At 42.0% G+C, this 20,734-nt stretch carries 22 protein-coding genes; 16 read left to right on the plus strand and 6 right to left on the minus strand.

The window, feature by feature from the left end:
* Window positions 1-46 precede the first annotated feature (46 nt).
* From L2096_RS05495 to L2096_RS05515, 5 genes are read left to right on the plus strand one after another with little or no spacing between them, the layout of a single operon-like run.
* Window positions 47-934, plus strand: a complete 888-nt coding sequence (locus tag L2096_RS05495; protein ID WP_250365003.1) for an ELM1/GtrOC1 family putative glycosyltransferase — start codon at window positions 47-49, stop codon at window positions 932-934.
* Between the two features lie 4 nt (window positions 935-938).
* Window positions 939-1,967 (plus strand): glycosyltransferase family protein, encoded by a 1,029-nt coding sequence (locus tag L2096_RS05500; RefSeq protein WP_250365004.1) that lies wholly within the window; start codon window positions 939-941, stop codon window positions 1,965-1,967.
* Window positions 1,964-2,719 (plus strand): polysaccharide deacetylase family protein, encoded by a 756-nt coding sequence (locus L2096_RS05505; RefSeq protein WP_004933022.1) that lies wholly within the window; start codon window positions 1,964-1,966, stop codon window positions 2,717-2,719. Before L2096_RS05500 ends, L2096_RS05505 begins: the two co-directional genes overlap by 4 nt.
* Window positions 2,719-3,483, plus strand: a complete 765-nt coding sequence (locus L2096_RS05510) for a glycosyltransferase family 2 protein (RefSeq protein WP_250365030.1) — start codon at window positions 2,719-2,721, stop codon at window positions 3,481-3,483. The genes L2096_RS05505 and L2096_RS05510 overlap by 1 nt, the downstream gene beginning before the upstream one ends.
* Window positions 3,484-3,494: 11 nt before the next feature.
* Window positions 3,495-4,508, plus strand: coding sequence for a glycosyltransferase (locus L2096_RS05515; protein WP_208476837.1), 1,014 nt, complete (start codon window positions 3,495-3,497; stop codon window positions 4,506-4,508).
* Window positions 4,509-4,513: 5 nt separating this feature from the next.
* Here L2096_RS05515 and L2096_RS05520 read toward each other — a convergent pair whose 3' ends face one another.
* On the minus strand, window positions 4,514-5,404 hold the full coding sequence (locus L2096_RS05520) for a glucosamine inositolphosphorylceramide transferase family protein (protein ID WP_250365005.1): 891 nt from the start codon (window positions 5,402-5,404) through the stop codon (window positions 4,514-4,516).
* A gap of 67 nt (window positions 5,405-5,471) precedes the next feature.
* Between L2096_RS05520 and L2096_RS05525 the strand changes: the two genes are divergently transcribed.
* The 4 genes from L2096_RS05525 (at window position 5,472) to L2096_RS05540 (ending at window position 7,869) form a co-directional block, all read left to right on the plus strand.
* The gene (locus L2096_RS05525) at window positions 5,472-6,239 is read left to right on the plus strand and encodes a glycosyltransferase family 25 protein (RefSeq protein WP_250365006.1); all 768 of its coding nucleotides are present in this window, start codon (window positions 5,472-5,474) and stop codon (window positions 6,237-6,239) included.
* 18 nt (window positions 6,240-6,257) lie between these two features.
* Complete coding sequence (locus L2096_RS05530; protein WP_250365007.1) at window positions 6,258-7,031, plus strand: glycosyltransferase family 25 protein; 774 nt, start codon at window positions 6,258-6,260, stop codon at window positions 7,029-7,031.
* A 23-nt stretch (window positions 7,032-7,054) separates the two neighbouring features.
* Complete coding sequence (locus L2096_RS05535) at window positions 7,055-7,363, plus strand: hypothetical protein (protein ID WP_250365008.1); 309 nt, start codon at window positions 7,055-7,057, stop codon at window positions 7,361-7,363.
* A gap of 176 nt (window positions 7,364-7,539) precedes the next feature.
* Complete coding sequence (locus tag L2096_RS05540) at window positions 7,540-7,869, plus strand: hypothetical protein (protein WP_250365009.1); 330 nt, start codon at window positions 7,540-7,542, stop codon at window positions 7,867-7,869.
* 47 nt (window positions 7,870-7,916) lie between these two features.
* On the opposite strand, the gene L2096_RS05545 is transcribed toward L2096_RS05540, so the two are convergent.
* The 3 genes from L2096_RS05545 to L2096_RS05555 form a co-directional block, all read right to left on the minus strand.
* Window positions 7,917-8,132, minus strand: coding sequence for a hypothetical protein (locus tag L2096_RS05545; RefSeq protein ID WP_004943578.1), 216 nt, complete (start codon window positions 8,130-8,132; stop codon window positions 7,917-7,919).
* A gap of 125 nt (window positions 8,133-8,257) precedes the next feature.
* On the minus strand, window positions 8,258-10,036 hold the full coding sequence (gene aspS / locus L2096_RS05550; RefSeq protein ID WP_250365010.1) for an aspartate--tRNA ligase: 1,779 nt from the start codon (window positions 10,034-10,036) through the stop codon (window positions 8,258-8,260).
* 149 nt (window positions 10,037-10,185) lie between these two features.
* Complete coding sequence (locus L2096_RS05555) at window positions 10,186-10,962, minus strand: DUF4184 family protein (RefSeq protein ID WP_151745893.1); 777 nt, start codon at window positions 10,960-10,962, stop codon at window positions 10,186-10,188.
* A gap of 151 nt (window positions 10,963-11,113) precedes the next feature.
* On the opposite strand from L2096_RS05555, the gene znuD (L2096_RS05560) reads away from it, so the two are divergent.
* The 3 genes from znuD (L2096_RS05560) to L2096_RS05570 all read left to right on the plus strand — a co-directional run bounded on the left by znuD (L2096_RS05560) (window position 11,114) and on the right by L2096_RS05570 (window position 17,095).
* Window positions 11,114-13,195, plus strand: a complete 2,082-nt coding sequence (gene znuD, locus L2096_RS05560; RefSeq protein WP_208476834.1) for a zinc piracy TonB-dependent receptor ZnuD — start codon at window positions 11,114-11,116, stop codon at window positions 13,193-13,195.
* A gap of 233 nt (window positions 13,196-13,428) precedes the next feature.
* Window positions 13,429-15,489: a zinc piracy TonB-dependent receptor ZnuD gene (gene znuD, locus L2096_RS05565; RefSeq protein ID WP_208476833.1), complete on the plus strand. Its 2,061-nt coding sequence runs from the start codon at window positions 13,429-13,431 to the stop codon at window positions 15,487-15,489.
* A gap of 142 nt (window positions 15,490-15,631) precedes the next feature.
* Entirely contained in the window at window positions 15,632-17,095 is a 1,464-nt protein-coding gene (locus L2096_RS05570; protein ID WP_151808481.1) for a phospholipase D family protein, read from the plus strand.
* 33 nt (window positions 17,096-17,128) lie between these two features.
* Here the strand turns inward: L2096_RS05570 and L2096_RS05575 are convergent, their stop codons facing one another.
* On the minus strand, window positions 17,129-17,575 hold the full coding sequence (locus L2096_RS05575) for a hypothetical protein (RefSeq protein ID WP_250365031.1): 447 nt from the start codon (window positions 17,573-17,575) through the stop codon (window positions 17,129-17,131).
* 164 nt (window positions 17,576-17,739) lie between these two features.
* Between L2096_RS05575 and L2096_RS05580 the strand changes: the two genes are divergently transcribed.
* From L2096_RS05580 to L2096_RS05590, 3 genes are all read left to right on the plus strand, one after another.
* Entirely contained in the window at window positions 17,740-18,201 is a 462-nt protein-coding gene (locus L2096_RS05580; protein ID WP_250365011.1) for an RcnB family protein, read from the plus strand.
* Between the two features lie 213 nt (window positions 18,202-18,414).
* Window positions 18,415-18,768 (plus strand): RcnB family protein, encoded by a 354-nt coding sequence (locus L2096_RS05585; protein WP_004943554.1) that lies wholly within the window; start codon window positions 18,415-18,417, stop codon window positions 18,766-18,768.
* Window positions 18,769-18,972: 204 nt separating this feature from the next.
* A complete protein-coding gene (locus L2096_RS05590; protein WP_048765445.1) occupies window positions 18,973-19,413 on the plus strand; it encodes an RcnB family protein in 441 nt (146 codons plus the stop codon).
* Between the two features lie 48 nt (window positions 19,414-19,461).
* Here the strand turns inward: L2096_RS05590 and L2096_RS05595 are convergent, their stop codons facing one another.
* Complete coding sequence (locus tag L2096_RS05595; RefSeq protein WP_004943542.1) at window positions 19,462-19,956, minus strand: phosphate-starvation-inducible protein PsiE; 495 nt, start codon at window positions 19,954-19,956, stop codon at window positions 19,462-19,464.
* Window positions 19,957-20,096: 140 nt separating this feature from the next.
* On the opposite strand from L2096_RS05595, the gene L2096_RS05600 reads away from it, so the two are divergent.
* Window positions 20,097-20,726, plus strand: a complete 630-nt coding sequence (locus tag L2096_RS05600; protein WP_250365012.1) for an FMN-binding negative transcriptional regulator — start codon at window positions 20,097-20,099, stop codon at window positions 20,724-20,726.
* Window positions 20,727-20,734 lie beyond the last annotated feature (8 nt).

The following is a 20,734-nucleotide window of genomic DNA, read 5'->3' on the forward strand; positions in this document are numbered from 1 at the left end:
CGAAACGAAAGTTTCGCCTTTTTTTGTGGTTTTGGATAATTCAGATATGCAGATTGTGTACGTGAGTGACGGTAAAGCAGGGCATCGATCACAGGCACTGGGATTGTTTGGTGCGATTAAGCGCAAGGTGCCACATGCACAGTTACAAGAATTGCCACTCGATCAGTTACCCGTGCTTTCATTAATTTACGCACTCTGGACGCATCGGTTGTCATACCTTGAACACGCACCAGATTATATTGTAGGAGTGGGCAGTCATACACATTTACGGGTATGGTTGCTGGGAAAAATTTATCCAAAAGCCAAAACCATCATTTTGATGAAGCCGAGTCTGCCTATATCATGTTTTGATTACACCGTTGTGCCAGCACATGATGGTGTTGCAGCATCGCCGCATGTATTGGTCACTCAAGGGGCACTTAATCCGCTTCAAAATGAGCAGCGTCATGTCACTGGTCGCATTCTGATTGCACTCGGTGGAAGTTCTAAACGCCATCAATGGAACGAGGCGCAGGTACTCAAAGCCATTGGACAGATTGTGCAGCAGCATCCACAATCGAGCGTCATCTTGACCACATCGCGTCGTACCCCTGAAAATTTTCTGGCACATCTGGGCCAAAAATCCTATGCAGCGCGATTAGATATTTATCCGGTGGAGCATACGCCGCAAGGCTGGATCTTTGAGCAAATGCAACTGGCCGATACGGTTTATGTGACCGAAGACAGTGTCTCGATGATCTTTGAAGCCCAAACTGCTGGGTGTCGCGTGGGGGTAATTGCAATTGACCGGCTGAAATCTGATAGAATCACGCACATGATCGATCAACTGGCACATGATCAGATTACGGATGTTATTCGTCTATTGCATCATGCTGCTCCACTGAGTGAAGCCGATCGGGTGGCATCTCAAATTTTGGGCTTATCGAGTTCTTAAGTTAATGAAAATATTGCATATTGCAAATTTTGGTTTTAACAAGCAAGGCGCGCATTTCTACTGTACCGATCGTAAAATTTCGGCGGGACTGGTAGAAAATGGACATTTTGTTTACGATTTTAGTTTTCGTGACATGGCGCGCATGGGCACAATTTTTAAAACAAAAAAATTAGGTGCCAGTTGGGCCAATAAAGAAATTCTAAAAATTGTGAATAATCTGGAGCCTGATTTGGTATTGATCGGGCACAGCGACCTGATGAGTCCTGAAGTGCTTAAGCAGATCAAACAGCAATATCCAGAGACCAAAATTGCCTTTTGGTATGTCGATCCATTGTATCTAGAACATAAGCTTGATTTTATTCGTGCTTTTTCGCCGTATCTTGATGCGATATTTTGTACCACGGGTGGCACATACCTACAAAAACTGAAACAGCCGCATTTAAGTGTGGGGTATATGCCTAATATTGGGCATCATAATGTTGAAACATTAGTACAATTTGAAAATCAAAATACTGACAAGACCTTTATTTTTTGTGGTGTGGTGTACAAAGAACCTGAGCGCGAAAAATTCTTGAAAGATCTGGCCAATGCACTGACGCAGGCCCAGGTTAATTATCAGTACTATGGCTGCTTTGATCAGCCAGGGGTCTATGGTAAAGCTTATTATCAAGTGTTGTCAGAGTCGAAAATGGGGCTGAACTATTCGCGCCGAAATGATGTCACCTTGTACAGCTCCGACCGCATTGTGCAACTGACCGGCAATGGCTTATTGACCTTTAGTCCGCGTATTCCGGGTTTTGAGCATTTATATACCGACCAGCATGTGGTGTATTTTGATGATCAGTTTGATCTGGCTAAAAAAATTCAGTTTTATGATCAGCATCCAGATCAAGCCGTACAGATTGCACGTGCCGGCTGGCAGCGAACACGCCAAAGCTTTAGTAGTAAACGAATTACGCAGTACATGCTGGAAGTAACGTTCCGCCAGCCGCTGACCGAAGCGTATGAATGGTCACATGAGGTTTATATATGATGTGGTTGTTGTATATCATCATCGGTTTGGTCATTTTGGCCGCGTTGCTTTATGTATTAGGCAATTACACTTTTTGGTTGCCATTTCGCTCCAATAAGTTACCCCGCATCGTGATGCTACATCAGGTCACGCCACATGCCCAAGCCTCGGGAATGAATATGCCACCCGAAAAGTTTGAGCAACTGCTGCAACTGCTGGTGAAAAAAAATGCGGTATTTTGCTTTGTATCTGAACTTGAGCAATATCGTGAGCAAAAAAATGTAGTGGCCCTGAGCTTCGATGATGGCTTTATGGATAATTACGTTTATGCCTATCCACTCTTAAAAAAATATCAAGCCAAAGCGACGATCTATCTGGCAACCCAGATTGAAGGCATTGAGGCATTGACCGTCGATCAGGTGCAGGAGATGGCTCGATCAGGTTTTATCGAGTTTGGGGCACACACGCAGCATCATGTGAATTTATTAAAACTCGATGATGAAACGGCCTATCAGGAAATGCTGCATTCCAAACAGGATGTAGAGACGCTAGTAGGAGCATGTCCGAGTTTTGCCTATCCATTTGGCCGTTTTAATGAAAAGCATCAACAGATGGCCCGTAAGATTGGCTTTAAAAATGCCGTGTCTACACGTAAAAAGATCGAGCCGTATGATCCAGCGCATCCATTTAATATTCCGCGCGTGAGTACCCACGGCGCAATGAATGCCCTGCAAATGCGCATTGCGCTTGCCAAAGGACGCTATAAATTATGATCCCTAAAATTGCGTGTAGCGTGTATATCGTGACCCTCAATTGTGAGGCGTGGTTATTCAAGACCTTGCAAAGTGTGCAAGATTTTGATGAAGTCATTATTTTAGATTCGGGCAGTACCGATGCTACCTATGCCATTGCACAGCAGTTTGATAATGCGCACATTGAGCATCAGGACTGGCAGGGCTATGCGGGTCAAAAAAGTTTGGCTTTAGCCAAATGTCGCAATGATTGGGTATTGAATTTAGACGGCGACGAAGTACTTTCTGAAGGACTAAAGCAGGAAATTGCTGAGGTGATTCAGCATAACCAGCTTGATGCCTTAATTACGCCGATTAACGATGTGTTTTTGGGTGTACCGAATAGTAAACATACCAAGAAACATGCCAAGGTGCGTTTCTTTCGCAAGGCCAAAGGGTATTATGATCTGGCCAATAAAGTCCATGAAAATGTGATTGTAGAAGGTGAATCTCGCCGTGCCGTGCATGATATTTATCATTTTGGTGAGTCGAGTATTTTCGTCAAAGTAGAGAAAAATAATCAATACTCCAATTTAAAAGCCGCCGAAAAATTCCAAAAAGGTAAATCCCCTAGTTTGGCAAAACTGGTATTGGTGATGCCGATGACGTTTATTAAGTCGTATTTTATCCGTCGTAGCTTTCTGAATGGCTGGCGCGGTTTTGTTAACAGCATGGTCAACGCCTTTTATGCTTTTTTAAAAGAAGCCAAATTATTTGAGCAAAGCATGAAAAACGATAAGAAATAAACGGATCATCGATGAAAATAGTGCAAATAATGGCCACCGACGGCGGTCGAATTGGTGGGCTTGAAAAACATACCTTTCAACTTTGTGAAAAGTTAGCAGAGGCGCATGAGGTACATCTGTTTTTAGATGATCACTATCGTGCGCAGGCACCGGTTGCGTCTAGTTTACATTGTCATTATTTTGATTTTTCTAAAGGACGCATGAATCTGTGTCTTTTATTGTCAATGTATCGAAAGCTTAAAAGCATACAGCCCGATCTTATTCATGCACAAGGCGGCAAAGCCTCTAAAATGCTGAATTTTTTACTCCCATTTCTAAAGTTACCGAGTGTCGCGACGATTCATGGTATGAAAAATAACATGAAAAGCTATCGTCACTTTTCTGAAGTCATTACGGTGAGTCAGTCGGTTGCCAAAAAAATTCTGCCCGTCCGTCCTGTACATGTGGTACATAATGGCGTGTCGATTCAAGCCGTTCCAAATAAGCATCAGCAGCCGATCAAACCGATTCGAAAAGCAGTTGCAATAGGACGTTTAGATCCAGTCAAAGGCTTTGATCGCTTGATTGACGCTTGGCAAGATATAGATATGCAGCTTGAAATTTTGGGGGATGGTCCAGAACGTGAGCAGTTATCTCAAAAAATTAGGGCGCTTAAACTTGAGCACAAAATTCATCTGCTCGGTCATCAGACCGATATTTACCGTTATTTAGCCTCCGCAAGCTTTGTGGTGATCAGTTCATCACGTGAGGGTGGGCCCATTATTTTAGCTGAAGCTTTATTGGCTAAAATTCCTGTCATTTCAACAGATGTAGGTATGGTAAGGGAATTTATTCCAGAAGCATATATTGCAGCTGGCTTTGATGTCGAGCATCTGCGTCAATTGATCAACGAGGCGGTAACGCACCTTGATCAACTCGACCAAGAATTCCAAACAGCCTTTCATCGAGCAGCAAGCCAGCTCTCACTTGATGCCATGACCCAGCACACATTAAAGGTGTACCAACAGGCGTTAAAACAAGTTTAAGCCAGTTATTTTTGTTTGGGTGTTAAGCGAATTGCATCTAATACCACAAAATTGGAATGAACATCGATGGTGTGACAACCATCATCTTCTGCTTGCCAATCGGGCAGTACGGTTTCAATTAATTCTTCGGCATATTCAGATGGGCTTAAAGTTAAAATACGCTTGAGTTCGATATGCCCGCCGTAGCGTTTGAGCGAATCCTGACTTGGTCGAACCAGCATGTCTTTGTAGATGAACGGTTTACCTGCCATTCGACATTGTAACTTTCCTGTGCATACTGGGTTTTGTGGATGCTCTTTCCACTCAGGCTGTAATAGATTTTCGGTAAAAAACAAATCCAGACGATCACCAAATTTTTTACAATTTCTGCGTGTGGATGTAAACAGATACCATAAGCCTTCATGATAAAACGGGGTGGTATCTACAGCCTCAATATTGTCCATGAGCACTGAATGCTGCTCCCAAACAAAGGGGAATTTTGTGCATTTCCAGAGCTCGATGGTTTTATTGGCTGTTGTTTCTGGAATCATGTACCAGTCATGATCTATTTTAAAAACACAGGGATAAGAAAGGTGATAATCTAGTTTTAATATGGCGGTCGGTTCGGTATATGTGCCATCTTTAAATACCTCTAAGACAGACAAGAATCCTACTGGATGCTGATCGTCGACTTCTTCAAAAAAAATAAAATGACGGCCATCTTCTTCGGCATAGAAACTGTCTGCAAAAGTAAAGCGGCGAGGGGAGTGGATCTCAAACAGATCATTAAGTTGATCTAAACCTGAAAAGGGCTGCGTTAACCAGCCAAAACGTATATACCAGTGAGAATCAAAAGTTTTATCTTGTTTTTTTTGTTGGTATTTATACCATTTTTTTAGAATTTCACGCTTTATCATCAAATTTTACACTCGAAAAAAGAAAAATTAAGTAAAATGTTGGCGTTTATTTTAGCATTTGATTGAAATGAAAAAATATTTAATTAGTATTGAATCGCAAGACAGTAAAAGGTTACAAGGATTTTACGAACAACGGACTTTTCATAACTATAAAGATGAATTTAAACAATTTGGAATTATTGGAAAAAACTTAACTGTTAGCCAATATTTTGAAATGGGTGTTGCAGGTAAAAGCAAGCCCATGACGCCTGGTGAGCTGGGTTGTACACTTTCTCACTTAGAAGCACTCAAAGATTTTCTTAGTTCCGATGAAAAGTATGCGATTATTTTTGAAGACGATGTCATCGAACGTTTCGAAATCGATTTTGAACATTTAGAAGCAAAGTTAGAAGAACTACATCTGGGTGAAAATTTTCTGTTCAGCCTAGGCGGTATTCAAATGAAAATTTGTCGAAAAGTAAAAGGACAATTCATCAATAAAAATATCCTAGACCAAAAAGTTTTAAGAGTAGATCCCTTTTTTTATGAAAACTTAGCCTATGCTTATGCCTATATAGTTGATCGTGGGATGGCTAAAATATTATTAGATTTTCATTCTTCCCCAAGAGTTTATGATCAATGGTTTGATCTTATAATGGTATCTAAAAACCAACTCAGTATTTATGTATCCTTTATTTTTGATCATCCTAAGATTGATAACATAGAAGAGAGAAGTTATCTTGAGAATGAAAGAGATAAATTGATAACAACGAAATTTAAATCCAATTTAAGCTATTTTTATATTAAAAAAAAGTTAAGAGGATTATGTCTTAAAACCTATGAGCTAAATAGTTAAATATTGAGGGAAATCATCTTGAAAAAATATCTTATTAGTATTGAAACATATGATAGTCCAAGATTGGAAAAATTTTTTTCCCAAACTATCTTTCATAAATATAAAAATGAATTTATAAAAATTGGTATTAAGGGTAAAGATTTAACTGTCAATGAGTATTTTGATCTAGCAATTTCAGGACAAAAAAAAGCTCTGAGTCCTGGGGAATTAGGTTGCACATTATCTCACGTTGAAGCTCTTAAGAATTTTATTGAAAGTAATGAAAAATATGCTTTAGTACTTGAAGATGATGCTATCCAAATTCAAGATTTAGATTTAAAACAATTAGAATTTAAAGTAGAAAATTTGAATTTAAAAAACTGTTTCTTTATGAGTTTAGGGGGGATTCAACTTAAGGTAAATGACCGTATTTATGGTAAAATACAAGATAATAAAATTTATAATAAAAATATTTTAAAACTTCATAATTTTAGTATATGTAGCTTATCTTACACTTATGCATATATTGTGGATAGAGAAATGGCTCAAGTACTAATTGACTATCATCGAAAACCACATGTTTGTGATCAATGGGATGAATTATATCAATTCAACTCTGAGATTAATTTTTATGCTACTTTTCTATTCGACCATCCTGAGATAGAAAATCATACACCTTTAACGAGTAGTATAGAATTTGAGCGAAAAAAATTATTAGAAAAAAATAGAAAGGAAAGAGGTTTTCTTGAAAAATTGAATAGATCATTAAAGAAAAGATGGCTAAAATTGTTTTATGAAACATATCGTAATTGATAAAGATATAATTGGTTGTATTTATGAGTTTTAGAAAAAAATATTATAGCTTATTTCGATTTTTTTATAGAGAGTGGTTTTCTTCTATAAGAAAATATAAAGTAATATATGAGGAAAATAAAAAAATTTCTTCAAAAAATATTTTGATCATCGGTATTTATTTGACTGACTATGACAATCAAGCACGTACATTGGTGAAACAGTTCCGTCAAACTAAAATCCATAATATTAAACAGGTATGGTACGCTATTGGTATTAAAGATTTACCAAATGATATGAAAGATGTAACCATCGGACATTCTAGAAAAAAATTCCAAAATTTACTTTATTAAATTTAATACTTAAAAACTTAGATTACAAAAATTATGACCTTATAATTTTTTCAGACGATGATATTTTTGTTCGTGAAAATTTTATTGACACATATACTTATCTATTAGATAAATATCAATTCAAATTAGCACAACCTGCTAGAACGAAGTATAGTTACTATGATCATAAAATATGTTTGCAAGCGAAGGAAAAAGTTATAGCCCGAACTACAAACTTTGTCGAAATTGGTCCTATTTTTTCAGTTTCTCAAGATATTTTTAATAAAATTTTACCCTTTCCTGAGGAAAGTCCAATGGGATATGGATTGGATTATATTTGGCCTATTATATCACGAGAGAATAATTTCAAAATTGGGATTATAGATGCATCGCCTGTAGATCATAGTTTTAGAGAACAAGGCAAAACCTATTCTTCAAATAACAATCTTTACCAAATGGAGAAGTTTTTGAAGGATAAAAAGAGTACTTTTCATGAGGAAAAGTTAGTTTATGAAACTTTCAGCTAAATGGATTTTAGTCGCTGTTAATTTTATCAATTAACAGCGATAGCCTACTAATTATCGGCATTTCCCTTTAACACCATATAAATGAGTGCAACAAAAATCAGTAATGCACCAGCCAAGCTACTCACACAGAAAAATAGAATGCGTTGATTCGTATCTAAATTGAACAGTTCGTTAGCCAAGATATAACGCATAAATAACCATTGAGCTAATGAAAAACCAATAACCACAAGCGCGTGACGACGCACATCAGAACGCATAGCCATAATGAGTTATCCAAAGGGGGAGAAAGCTATATTATGCCATTATGAACAATCAATCTCAATTCATACTATGTAGTGGCGCCGATAGTAAAAAAGCCAGCTACAGCTGGCTTTTTTACTAAATATAATTATGATTCTTTCTTTGGCTGCTCGCGTAAACGAATACCCAAATCACGTAGTTGATTCGCTTCAACTGGTGCTGGTGCCTGAGTCAATGGACATTCAGCAGTCTTGGTTTTCGGGAATGCAATCACATCACGAATTGAAGACGCACCAGTCATGAGCATAATTAAACGATCTAGACCAAATGCCAAACCACCATGTGGAGGCGCGCCATAGCGCAAGGCATTCAGCAAGAAGCTAAACTTCTCTTCGGCTTCTTCGTCTGAAATACCCAATGCTTCAAAGATGGCTTTTTGCATTTCAAGCGTATAAATACGTAATGAACCACCACCGACTTCGGTACCATTCAATACCATGTCATAAGCAACGGAAAGTGCTTCACCCGGATTTGCTTTCACATCTTCAACGCTTGATTTTGGCAGCGTAAATGGGTGGTGAACTGAAGTCCATTTACCATCATCTGTTTCTTCAAACATTGGGAAGTCGACCACCCAAAGCGGCGCCCATTCACAGGTTGCAAGTTTAAGGTCGTGACCGATTTTCACACGAAGTGCACCCATGGCATCATTTACCACTTTGGCTTTATCTGCACCAAAGAAGACGATATCGCCATTTTCTGCGCCTACACGCTCAAGCAATTGCATCACGATCGGTTCAATGAATTTCACGATTGGAGACTGTAAGCCTTCTACGCCTTTTTCAATTTCATTGACCTTGATGTAAGCGAGGCCTTTAGCGCCATAAATGCCCACAAATTTGGTGTATTCATCAATCGCACTACGTGGCAAAGCGCTTGCGCCCGGCACGCGAAGTGCTGCAATACGGCCTTTAGGATCTTTGGCTGGACCCGCAAATACTTTAAACTCGACGTCTTGCATCAGATCTGCAACATCAACCAGTTTAAGCGGAATACGCAAGTCTGGTTTGTCCGATGCATAGTCACGCATCGCTTCGCTGTATGGCATACGCTGGAACTTGTCGAACTTAATACCGAGCAATTCGTCAAACAGCTTAACGGTCATGCCTTCCATCAGATCCATAATGTCATCATCATTTAAGAATGATGTTTCGATGTCGATCTGGGTAAATTCAGGCTGACGGTCTGCACGCAAATCTTCGTCACGGAAACACTTTGCAATTTGGTAGTAACGATCAATACCGCCCACCATCAACAATTGTTTGAACAACTGTGGTGATTGTGGAAGAGCATAGAAGCTTCCATTTTGTACGCGGCTTGGAACCAAATAGTCACGTGCGCCTTCAGGTGTTGCACGCGTTAAGATTGGGGTTTCAACATCTAAGAAACCATGATCGTCTAGGTAGTTACGAATCAGGTTGGTCACTTTAGAGCGAAAACGCAAACGATCTAGCATTTCTGGACGACGAATGTCCAAGAAACGGTACTTTAAACGATGCTCTTCAGAAATATTAATATTGTCATCATTTAATGGAAATGGCGGAGTTTCAGATTGTGCGAGAACTTCGATCTCTTTGCCCAACACTTCAATTTGACCACTGACCATATTTGAATTTTCAGTGCCCTCATAGCGGCGACGTACACGACCTGTAATTTTCAGTACAAACTCAGAGCGTACTTTATCTGCGGTCGCAAATGCCTCTGGCGTATCTGGGTCAATAACCACTTGAACCAAACCATCGCGGTCACGCATATCAAGGAAAATTACACCACCATGATCTCGGCGACGGTGTACCCATCCACATAGGGTTACGGTTTGGTCAATTTGGGCTTCTGTTAAAGAGCCACAGTAATGAGTTCGCATCATGTCGTAAAAATCCAAACTATATTGGCTGTTGGGGCGTATACGTAAACAGCGTACCGCCAGTGAATCAGCGATTATGCCTTTTTGAGTGGCGGGTCACAAGAACTAGCGCCAAAAACTGTAAAAAATGCGCTATTTTTGAACGGATTTAATCAACTTTGTGGATCTGGTTGTGTGGAAAAACCAAACCATGCCAAGAATACAATTGACCATAGCGCCATACTGCCAAGAAACCCGCGGAAAAAGTAATTGATCGATTTACCCACATGATCGTAGGTTTCTGCTTTCCACGAATCGAGGCTGAGTGGTTCGGTATAGCCCATCACCCAATATAGGCCGCTTAACATAGAAAAAATAAACGCAGTCCAGCAAAAACGCTGAATCAGTCGTGATACCAGTTTAGTCTGCTGATGCTGCTTAAAATAGTGTAAACACATCCAGATCAAAATTGGCAGAGTTACCACCGAAGTACCAATCTGCATGAGCATATGTACATGGGTGTGATAGCCCAAAATCGAAATTTCTCTGCTCAGTGCATCTTGAAAGACAAAGGTTCGAAAATCGGCATGGGTAAAACCATCCCAAATAATATGTGTGGCTGCGCCAATTAAAACTGAAATCACACAGCCAATCAGAAAGCCACAGGTACGGTCTAGAGTATTCAGATTAAGTGGATCGTGTAGAGACAGCCAGCGATAGATAAATGGACGATACAGCACATACCACACTGCACAAAAAAATAGGCCAACCAACAGATTAGGCACAATCATCCCAGACCACTCATGACTGATGGTCAAGCTGGCATTAGTAAATAATCGAAACAGATCGGGAGTCATACAGCCGATTGCCAGAGCAGCAACGGGTAAGCGCTGGCCGCTCAGTTTGGCAATGGGAGGTGCCAAAATGGCATGTGAAAGCGTAAACGGCATATTGAAAGCAAAATTATTTTGTCTTTTAGGTCGCGCCTAGTGTAGTCGACAATTCAGTTTGAGAATGTTTTTTATTGCAAAAATAGTGCAATGTTATAATATTACAAAAATTAAGCAGATTTTAAGATTTTAAGAATTCGAGGGGAATCCAATGTTGTTCACCAGAAGTGTGCTCACACTTTCAATTTTTGCTGTATTGTCGAGTGTGGTACATGCGGCCAATGAAACAAACACCGTATCAAAACTCAAAACTATCGAAGCAACCGCACATCCATTGGTTCAAACTGCGGTCGATTATGCTGCGGCAGACAATATTATTCAAAATCAGCAATTGGTACAGGGCGGCGCTACCATTGGTGAGGCGTTAAGTGATCAGGTGGGTGTGTATTCGAACCAGTTTGGTCCTGGCGCAAGCCGTCCTGTCATTCGTGGTCAAGACAGCGCACGCGTGAAGGTATTACAAAACGCCTCGGAAACGATTGATGTTTCAACCTTGTCTCCAGATCATGCCGTGATGGTCAATCCGATTTTAGCCAAGCAAGTTGAAATTGTACGTGGGCCTTCAACGTTGCTGTATGGTGCAGGTACAGTCGGTGGACTCGTCAACGTGACAGACAACAAGATTCCCACCCAAATGCCTGAACAAGGATATGAAGGGCAGGTGGGACTGCGTTACAACACGGGCAGCGACGAGAAGTTAGGGAGTGCAGGCTTAACGGTAGGTTTAGGCGAGCAAGTCGCATTAAGACTTGAAGGCTTGAAACGAGATGCCAATAATTACATTGCACCGAATTATCTGCATGAAGGTGAAAAAGAGCGTCGCGTTGACAATACCTTTTCCAAATCTGAAGAGGCGACAGTAGGTTTGTCTTGGATTCATGATCGCGGTTTTACCGGCATTTCTTATACCAACCGTCAGGATAAATATGGCTTACCCGGTCATAGCCATGAATATGAGAGCTGTCATCCGCATGGTTTAAAATTGCATTGCGGCAGTCACGATGATCATGACCATGAAAATCATGCCGCAGAAGAGGGTCATGACCACGATCACGAACATGCACACGATCATGCAGGGCCATGGGTCAATTTAAAATCTGAGCGCTACGATTTTAGAACCGAACTGAATGATCCCTTTTCTGGTTTTAGCAAACTACGTGCACAAGCCAGTTATACCGATTACAAACATGATGAAATCGAAGAAGGAGAGGCCGCAACCACTTTCAAAAGCCAAGGTTATGATGCACGTCTAGAATTGGTACATCAGCCTTTAGCCAAGTGGGAAGGCGTGGTAGGTGCACAGTTTGGTCGCCAGAAACTCGATATTACTGGCGAAGAGTCGCTCTTTGCTGGCCCGAGTACCACCGACAAATGGAGTCTATTTGCACTTGAACATACCCAGTGGAACGATGTGCATTTTGAAGTGGCTGCGCGTTTTGATCAGCAAAAAATCGATATCGATTCTCCGCAAAAAAACTATGATGATCATGCCTTTTCGTATTCAGGCGCTGCCAACTGGGCATTTGCACCAAATTATAAATTATCCTTTGTCGCATCACATCAAGAACGGATGCCACTGGCGCAAGAGCTATATGCCAATGGTAAACATTTGGCCACCAATACCTATGAACTGGGCAATCAAAACTTAAGTACTGAAAAATCCAACAACCTTGAGCTTGGCTTTCACTACGATGCAGATAAGCTAAATTATCATGTGCATGTGTTTCATAACTGGTTTGACGACTACATTTATGCCCGCACGTTGGATCGTTTTGAAAACTTCCGTCTGGTTGAATACACGCAAGATCAAGCACGTTTTTATGGTGTGGAGGGAGAGTTGTCTTATCAACTTTCTCCACGCTATACAGCCACAGTATTTGGTGACTATGTACGTGCCAAAATTGAAACCGAAGGCAATGCCCCACGTATTCCAGGTGGCCGTTTAGGTACGCGGGTCAATGCAGACTTTGGTGATGGTTTTTCTGGCTTAGCCGAATATTTCCATGTGTTTAAACAAGATAAATTTGCGGCTTTTGAGAATGAAACCGCGGGCTACAACATGGTGAATTTAGGCTTAGCGTATGCGGCACGTGCCAGCAATCGCACTGATTATCGTGTTTATGTGAAAGCCAATAATTTACTTGATGAAACGGTGTATAACCATGCGTCATTCTTGTCGAATCTTCCGCAGGTGGGGCGTAACTTTACTGTAGGTGTAGATTTTAGCTTCTAAGTGATTGATGAAATTACTAATGTTTCACGTGGAGTGCCCTAAGGGCGCTCTGCATGATTTAAGTTAACCGCTATACCGTTTTGGCCTTCATATTTGCATTAAAATCACCTTAATTTTCAATCAAAGCCATAAAACTCAAGCTTTGAATGGAAATATAAATACCCAGTTAAATTTGCTTGTAAAAAAATAGATATATTATAACGTAACGAGTGATTGGCTTTTGGAGCATCACGATGCTTACTCGTTCTCATGTCTTTGCACTTTCTATTCTCTCACTATCGATTCAGCATGCTTTTGCACAAACCTCACCCAGTGATGCTGCTGTCAACGATTTGCCAACCATTGAACTTCAAGCTCAAGCCACGCCCAAACAGCCATTCAATGAGACGGCTGGAGATGTAAGCGTTGGACGCGATCAACTGATTCAAGGCGGAACCACCATCGGTAACGCCTTGAATGGTCAATCGGGAGTTTACTCGGCGCAATATACAGGTGGGGTGAGCCGGCCTGTGATTCGTGGCTTAGATGGTGCACGCGTCAAAATTACCCAAAATGGCGGTGATACGCTCGATGTTTCCTCGGTTTCTCCCGACCATGCCGTGACGGTCGATCCTAATGCAGCCGATCAGATCCAGATTTTAAAAGGCCCTGAAGCGCTGCTCTATGGTGCAGGCTCTGTGGGTGGATTGGTCAATGTCATCGATCATAAAATTCCATCTAAAATGCCAGACAACGGGTATGAAGGGCAGTTGGGTGTTCGCTACAACACGGGTGATGATGGTTTGGTTTATTCAGGTGATTCGACTGTCGCACTGGGCAGTCAGTTTGCATTGAATGTGGGCGGTTTAAAGCGTGATGCCAACGATTATATTTTGCCGCATGATTTGCAGGAAACATCGCGCCGTGAAGACAATACCTATGCCAAATCCAATGATTACCATGCTGGACTGTCATGGATTTATGATCGGGGCTATACCGGAGTTGCCTATAGCGAACGACACGATCGCTACGGGATTCCGGGAGATAATCCGTTATATGGTTTATGTAAACCTAGTGCGGGCAAGCTCGATTGCGGCACTTTAGCTGATCAACAGGCCGCTTTGCAGGAGCAAGATGGCGCAGCAGCATGGATTAATCTCAAAGAAAAGCGATACGATTTCAAAACTGAGCTGAATGATCCATTTGCAGGGTTTTCCAAGCTGGCTGCACAGGCCACTTATACCGATTACCAGCATCAGGAAATGGACGGAGACGAACCAGATACCACTTTTATCAGCAAAGGCACCGATGCCCGCATTACCTTAGACAACATGGCTTGGGCAGGCTGGACTGGGCAGTTTGGCACACAATACACTCAGCAAAAACTCACCATTAACGGTGATGAAGCACTCATGGACCCAACTGTCACCAAACGCTATAGCGTGTTTGGTATGCAGGAAAAACAAGTTGATCAACTACATTTTCAGGTGTCATCGCGTATCGATCATCAAACCATTGATATCGATGGCAATGATGTAGATGTGGGCGCCAAAAATTATACTGGTACGGCGTACTCCTTGGCGGGTTCAACCGACTGGGCATTTAAGCCAAATTACAAGCTGTCTTTGACAGGCTCACATCAAGAGCGCCTACCGCTGGCACAAGAGTTATATTCGAATGGCGCACATATGGCCACCAATACCTATGAGTTAGGCAATGACGATTTGCAAAAAGAAAAATCGAATAATCTTGAACTCGGTTTACATTTTGACAATGACCAAGGCCTTAAATATAACTTGAGTGCTTTTCAAAGCTGGTACGACAACTTTATCTATGCCAATACTTTAGATCGTTTTCAGGACTTTCGTCTGATTCAATACGATCAAACCAATGCCCGCTTTTACGGAGTAGATGGAGATGTGAGCTATCAACTCAGTCCACGCTACAATGTGGGGGTATTTGGGGATTATGTACGCGGTAAGCTAGATGATGCTGGAAATGCCCCACGTATTCCGGGTGGACGCTTAGGCACGCGGATCAAGGCAGATTTTGGACAGGGTTACTCAGGAACAGCCGAGTATTACCATGTCTTTGGTCAGGATGATCTGGCCAATTACGAAACTGAAGGCAAGAGTTACAACATGCTGAATCTCGGATTGGCGTATGATGGGCAAATCAATACCAAAACGGGTTATCAGCTTTATGCCAAAGCCAATAATCTGCTTGACAGCAAAGTATATCTACACGAGTCATTTTTATCGGATGTTCCACAAATCGGGCGTAATTTTACCATGGGCATCAACTTTAAGTTTTAATGTGTTTATCGCTACACACATAAAGGAAAGCCTCGGCTTTCCTTTTGTTTTTAAGCAGATTGACGCGCAGAATTAACCAAATCAGTCTTGAAACATCTCACGAGACTCTCTAGTCTGAACCCAGTGATTGGGATAACTTGTTATGCGTATTTTTCAACGAATTCATACCAAACTGAATTGGTCTGGGCGCCGTTATTTTTCTTTAATTGTCGGGATGTTGGTTTTAGGCTATGTTGCATCGGCAATTTATCATATCTATAAGCCCTTGCCGCAAGGCCTCAATTATAGCGGTAAGCTACGACATGCCGAACTCAAGTTTTTAGCAGATCAAACGTTTCTCGATGCACAGGGGCGTCAACAATACGATCATCAGATCTTTGATCAAATGTTGGCGCTGATTCAGCAAGCCAAGAGTACCATTGTGCTGGATATGTTTCTGTTTAATTCAGAGGTAGGTGACAGCAAAATTCCACAGCGTCCTCTGATGCAAGAGCTGACACAGGCATTAATTCAAAAGCGCCGTGAGCATCCGAATATACAAATTGTGTTTATTACCGATCCGATCAATTCCGTTTACGGTGGTATTTTTCCTGAGCAATATCGTCGGCTTCGTCAGGCAGGCGTCGATGTGATTGAAACCAATCTGACTCCGCTGCGTGCTTCAAATCCGACTTGGTCTGGCCTGTGGTATTTATGCTGTCAAGGCATTGGGAACAACGCCGAAAAAGGCTGGTTGCCCAATCCCTTTGGCCAACAGAAAATCACCCTTCGTAGTTATCTGGCACTGGCCAATTTAAAAGCCAATCATCGAAAAACCATGGTGGTCGATACCGATCAAGGCTGGAAAAGTCTGATTACGTCTGCCAATCCGCACGATGGCAGTTCGCGTCATTCTAATGTTGCTGTGGTGGTCTCTGGCCCGACGGCAATGGATGTGTTGCAATCTGAACAAAGTGTGGCTCAAATGTCGGGTGGTACATCACCTGTTGTGATTATGGGTGAAATCAATGCACCCACGACTGAGCCTCAGGTGCAGCTTTTGACCGAAGCGGCAATTTATCACGCTGTTTTAGATTTAATTCAGCGTGCCAAAGCCAAAGATCAACTGGATCTGGCAATGTTTTATTTGTCTGAGCGCCAGATTATTTCGGCTTTAAAGGCAGCACACGAGCGCGGGGTAAATGTTCGAGTGTTACTAGACCCAAATAAAGATGCCTTTGGTCGACAAAAAAATGGAATTCCAAATCGGCCTGTGGCCTCCGAGTTGCATGCTGCAGGTATTCCGGTACGATGGTGTGATACGCATGGCGAGCAGTGCCATAGCAAAATGATCATCAAATCCAGTGCGACTCAAGCTGAAATGATTTTGGGTTCAGCGAATTTTACCGCAAGAAATCTGAAAAATTATAATCTCGAAACAGATATCATGGTCAAAGGTCAAACGCAGGCAGCCGTTTTTCAGGATGCTACTCGATATTTTAATACAGCGTGGTCAAATCTGAATGGCCGTCAGATGAGTGTGGACTATGCGCAATACGCCGATGAATCCCAACTGAAGTATTGGACCTATCGATTTATGGAGTGGTCGGGTCTTTCGACGTTTTAAATTTTAAAGAGAGGCATCGCCTCTCTTTGCTTTTTAATGCGTAGGAGGAATCAGTTGATCGAGTTCTTGCGGGCTCATTTGATCAAACTCATCTAGGCTGGTTTTGATTTTCCACTGGCTTTCGTCTTCAACCGGATTTGGCAATCGCGCCTCTAACCAGTCACACACCACATCGGGACTAAACTCAGGGTGATCACATTCAATGACCCATGCCAAAAAGTCTTTGGCTTCACCGTTCATATACGGGGGAGGTGAAACTGGAAAAAACTGTGTGGGCAGGCGTTCATTGGTCGAGAGGTAGTTCAGTACATGCCCAAGCTCTTGTACGGTTTGCCATGCTAAAGCATGTTCGGTGTCGATGCTAAATTTAATCCACCATGCATGCTCACCGTTTGTGCCGTGCGCTGAAATGCGCTGTTGCTGAATACTTGGGACTTTACTAAAAAACTGATAAAGACGTTCAAAATTTAATTCTGCCACTGTATCTTGTTCCATGCTCCACATTGCAGCTTAGTATAGTCGCTATTTTATATCGATAAAGCCCGATTCTTGTGCATAGACGATTTATATACAGTTTGTCATGTAGGGTCTGACTGGTTTTCCTCTACACTAGAGAAGATAACTGTATGGTTTGGGAGAGGCGCATGTTGATTCATATGGTTCGAAACCTGCGACGCGTGATGATGATTGGAGTATGCTCAACGAGTCTTTGGGCACACGATGATCGAATGCAACAGCAGTCAATACGCCCAAATACATATTACTCACCATCTGCGCCTGTTGTTGGATTTTCCAATCAAAAGGTGCCTCTGGTTTATCCGTCACGCTCGGCGAATCAGCCTCCTGTACCCTCCGTCGGCTTTAGCAATCAACAAGTGCCATCTCCTCGTCCTTATCGACCCCATCATTGGCATACTGGACAACCCCGCTACGTATTCGTAGTGGGCCAAATTTTACCGACTGAATATCGTGATGACCGCTATTGGGTCGAAAACTGGTCCGACAATCGCTTGTATCAGCCACCGCAAGGTCGTCGCTGGATTCGGATAGATCAGCATTATCTTCTTATTTCCTCACCAGATTTTACAATTGAAGGTATTCGCTAATCGTTTTTGAATGTACGAGCCTTTGATTGTGCTGGCTTTATTTCTTGAAAATGGTCTTAAGATAAAAATGAGAATGAATCTTAGGTGTTACATCTCTTCATGATTTCTTTATGATGATTACAATCAGATAGTAAAGCCTGTGTTTTTGTCCATCCTTTCTTCTTGGGCGGCCATTACCATGAGTCCATAGAGAGATGAAGAAAGGACATCCAGATGAATACTGTATTCAAAGCGCTTGTGGTATCTACAATGATGTTAGGGGTATCGGCTACTGCGTTTGCAGGCCCTGACTGGGATCGTGGTCATGGCCCACGTGATCGTCACCATGCACCTGCTGCCAAATGGGATCATGACCGCCGTCATGATAACGGTCATCGTGACTACCGTGAGCATCGTTTTCAGCGCGGTGATCGCTTACCAGCGGCATGGCGTCATGACCGCTATCAAGTGAACAACTGGCGTGCCTATCGCTTGAAAACTCCACCGCGTGGTTATCACTGGGTGAGAGCAGATGGTCGTTATTTGCTGGTTTCAAACTACAACCATCGGATCTATCAAGTTTACTAATTTGATTCAATTTAAGAGCCACCGCCATGCGGTGGTTTTTTTATATTTAGAGGATGACTGACGCTACTTCTCCATGATTTTAAGCTAAGTTACATCGTGGCAAAAACAATAACAATTGCTTGCACTACACGCTGATTTATACATTATTTATCCTTGCCATAGTTTTATGCTGATTCAAGCGTCACATGCTGTGGACATTTCGAAATGAAAAAAATTATCGCTGCTTCACTCGCTGTCGTCCTGCTTGGAACTTCCACTTTATCCTTGGCAGATCCACCTGATTGGGCCGGTCATCAATGGAACCGTGAGCATGATGGGCCATATCATCATCCAGATTGGCACCGAGATGATTGGCATCGTGGTGACTGGCGATCTTATGGGCCACCCCCACACATGCGTATTGTAGAAAACCGGTATTACTATGCTTCGCCAGCTCCGCGTTATTATCGCGTGCATGAAGGTTTTCGTCCCGGTTATCGCTTACCGCCGCAGTATTACTCCGACCGTTACTATGTAAACAACTGGTATGACTATCAATTGCCTCCACCACCGCCACAGCATCGTTGGACGTACATTGACGGTCGCTATGTACTGGTGGCTGTCGCAACCGGCATTATCGCGCAGATTTTGCTGGCGCATCGTTAATTTTGACAGCTTAACAAGCCCATACTGCTTGAGGCAGGATGGGCTTTTCTATGCCAGTTCATCGTCTTCAGGACGTGGTGTTTTGCCTTGTTCTAAAGGGCGTGTCTGATGCTTTTCACGGATCACAGAGGGGAAGTTCCATGAGGCGTAACGTACAATCAAAATGGCTAAGGCCAAGATTAGAATTGAGCCGGTAATGATCAACTGGCTAACATCTGCTTTATGGTTATGCTGAATATCTGAAATGAGCAATCGCGTTAGGGCGGTTATGGCCACATAAATTAAAAAGCGCACTGGCATATGGTTGGTTTTAAAATAAATCCCGACCATTGCGCCCAATTCCAAATAAATAAACAACAGCAAAATATCATCAATGGTGGCGTAAGATTTTACCGTGAAGATGTCAATGGTGGTGTGAATGGCTGACCACACCACCATACAACCAATAATAAATAGGGCAATATAGTGAAATGCTTCAACAGCATAGTTGCCAAAGCGATCGAGTAACGCTTCAAGCCTGTTTGGACGTTTAGAAGAAGACATAAATGAACTCGGCAATCAATTAAAGGTATGATGTACACTAAGCAAATTTCATGCGCATGACACAAGACATTAGGCTCAAGTGGATGTTTTTAAGCCTTTTGGCCGAAATTTAGATCAAAAATATAAACAAGGGGGAATGAATGTATCTACCGCCACATTTTGAAGTGAATGATATACGGGAGTTACAGACTCTCATCAAGCAGAATCCTTTGGGAACCTTGATTGTGACAGATGATCATGGTGAGTTAGAGATTAATCATTTACCGTTTGAGCTAGATATGTCTGTAGCAACTGCTCATACATTGCGTGCACATATTGCAAAAGCTAATCCACTCTATGCACTGTTAGCCTCTACACGTCCAGCTTATGTCGTTTTTCAGGCAGAACAACACTACATATCACCGAATTGGTATGCTTCCAAACATGTAGATCATCATGTCGTGCCGACATGGAATTATCGAGTAGTCCACGCCAAAGGAACGTTGCGCTGTATTCAAGATGAAAGCCATTTGCGCGGTATTTTAGCGCGTTTAACGCGGGAGCATGAAGTTGAGCAGTTAAACCCGTGGCGAATCGGAGATGCACCAAAAGCGTTTATACAAGAACAGCTTGAGAAAATTGTAGCAATTGAGTTGCAGGTTGAATCAATTGTTGGCAAGTTTAAAGTCAGTCAAAATCGTACAGTGGAAAATAAAGAAAGCGTGGTCGCTGCATTGCAAGAGATTCAACCTGATATGGCAGCTGCTGTAGAACGCTTCTTCCCTAAATAAGGCAATAA

The organism is Acinetobacter sp. ACZLY 512 (assembly GCF_023614015.1).
Classification (GTDB): domain Bacteria; phylum Pseudomonadota; class Gammaproteobacteria; order Pseudomonadales; family Moraxellaceae; genus Acinetobacter; species Acinetobacter soli.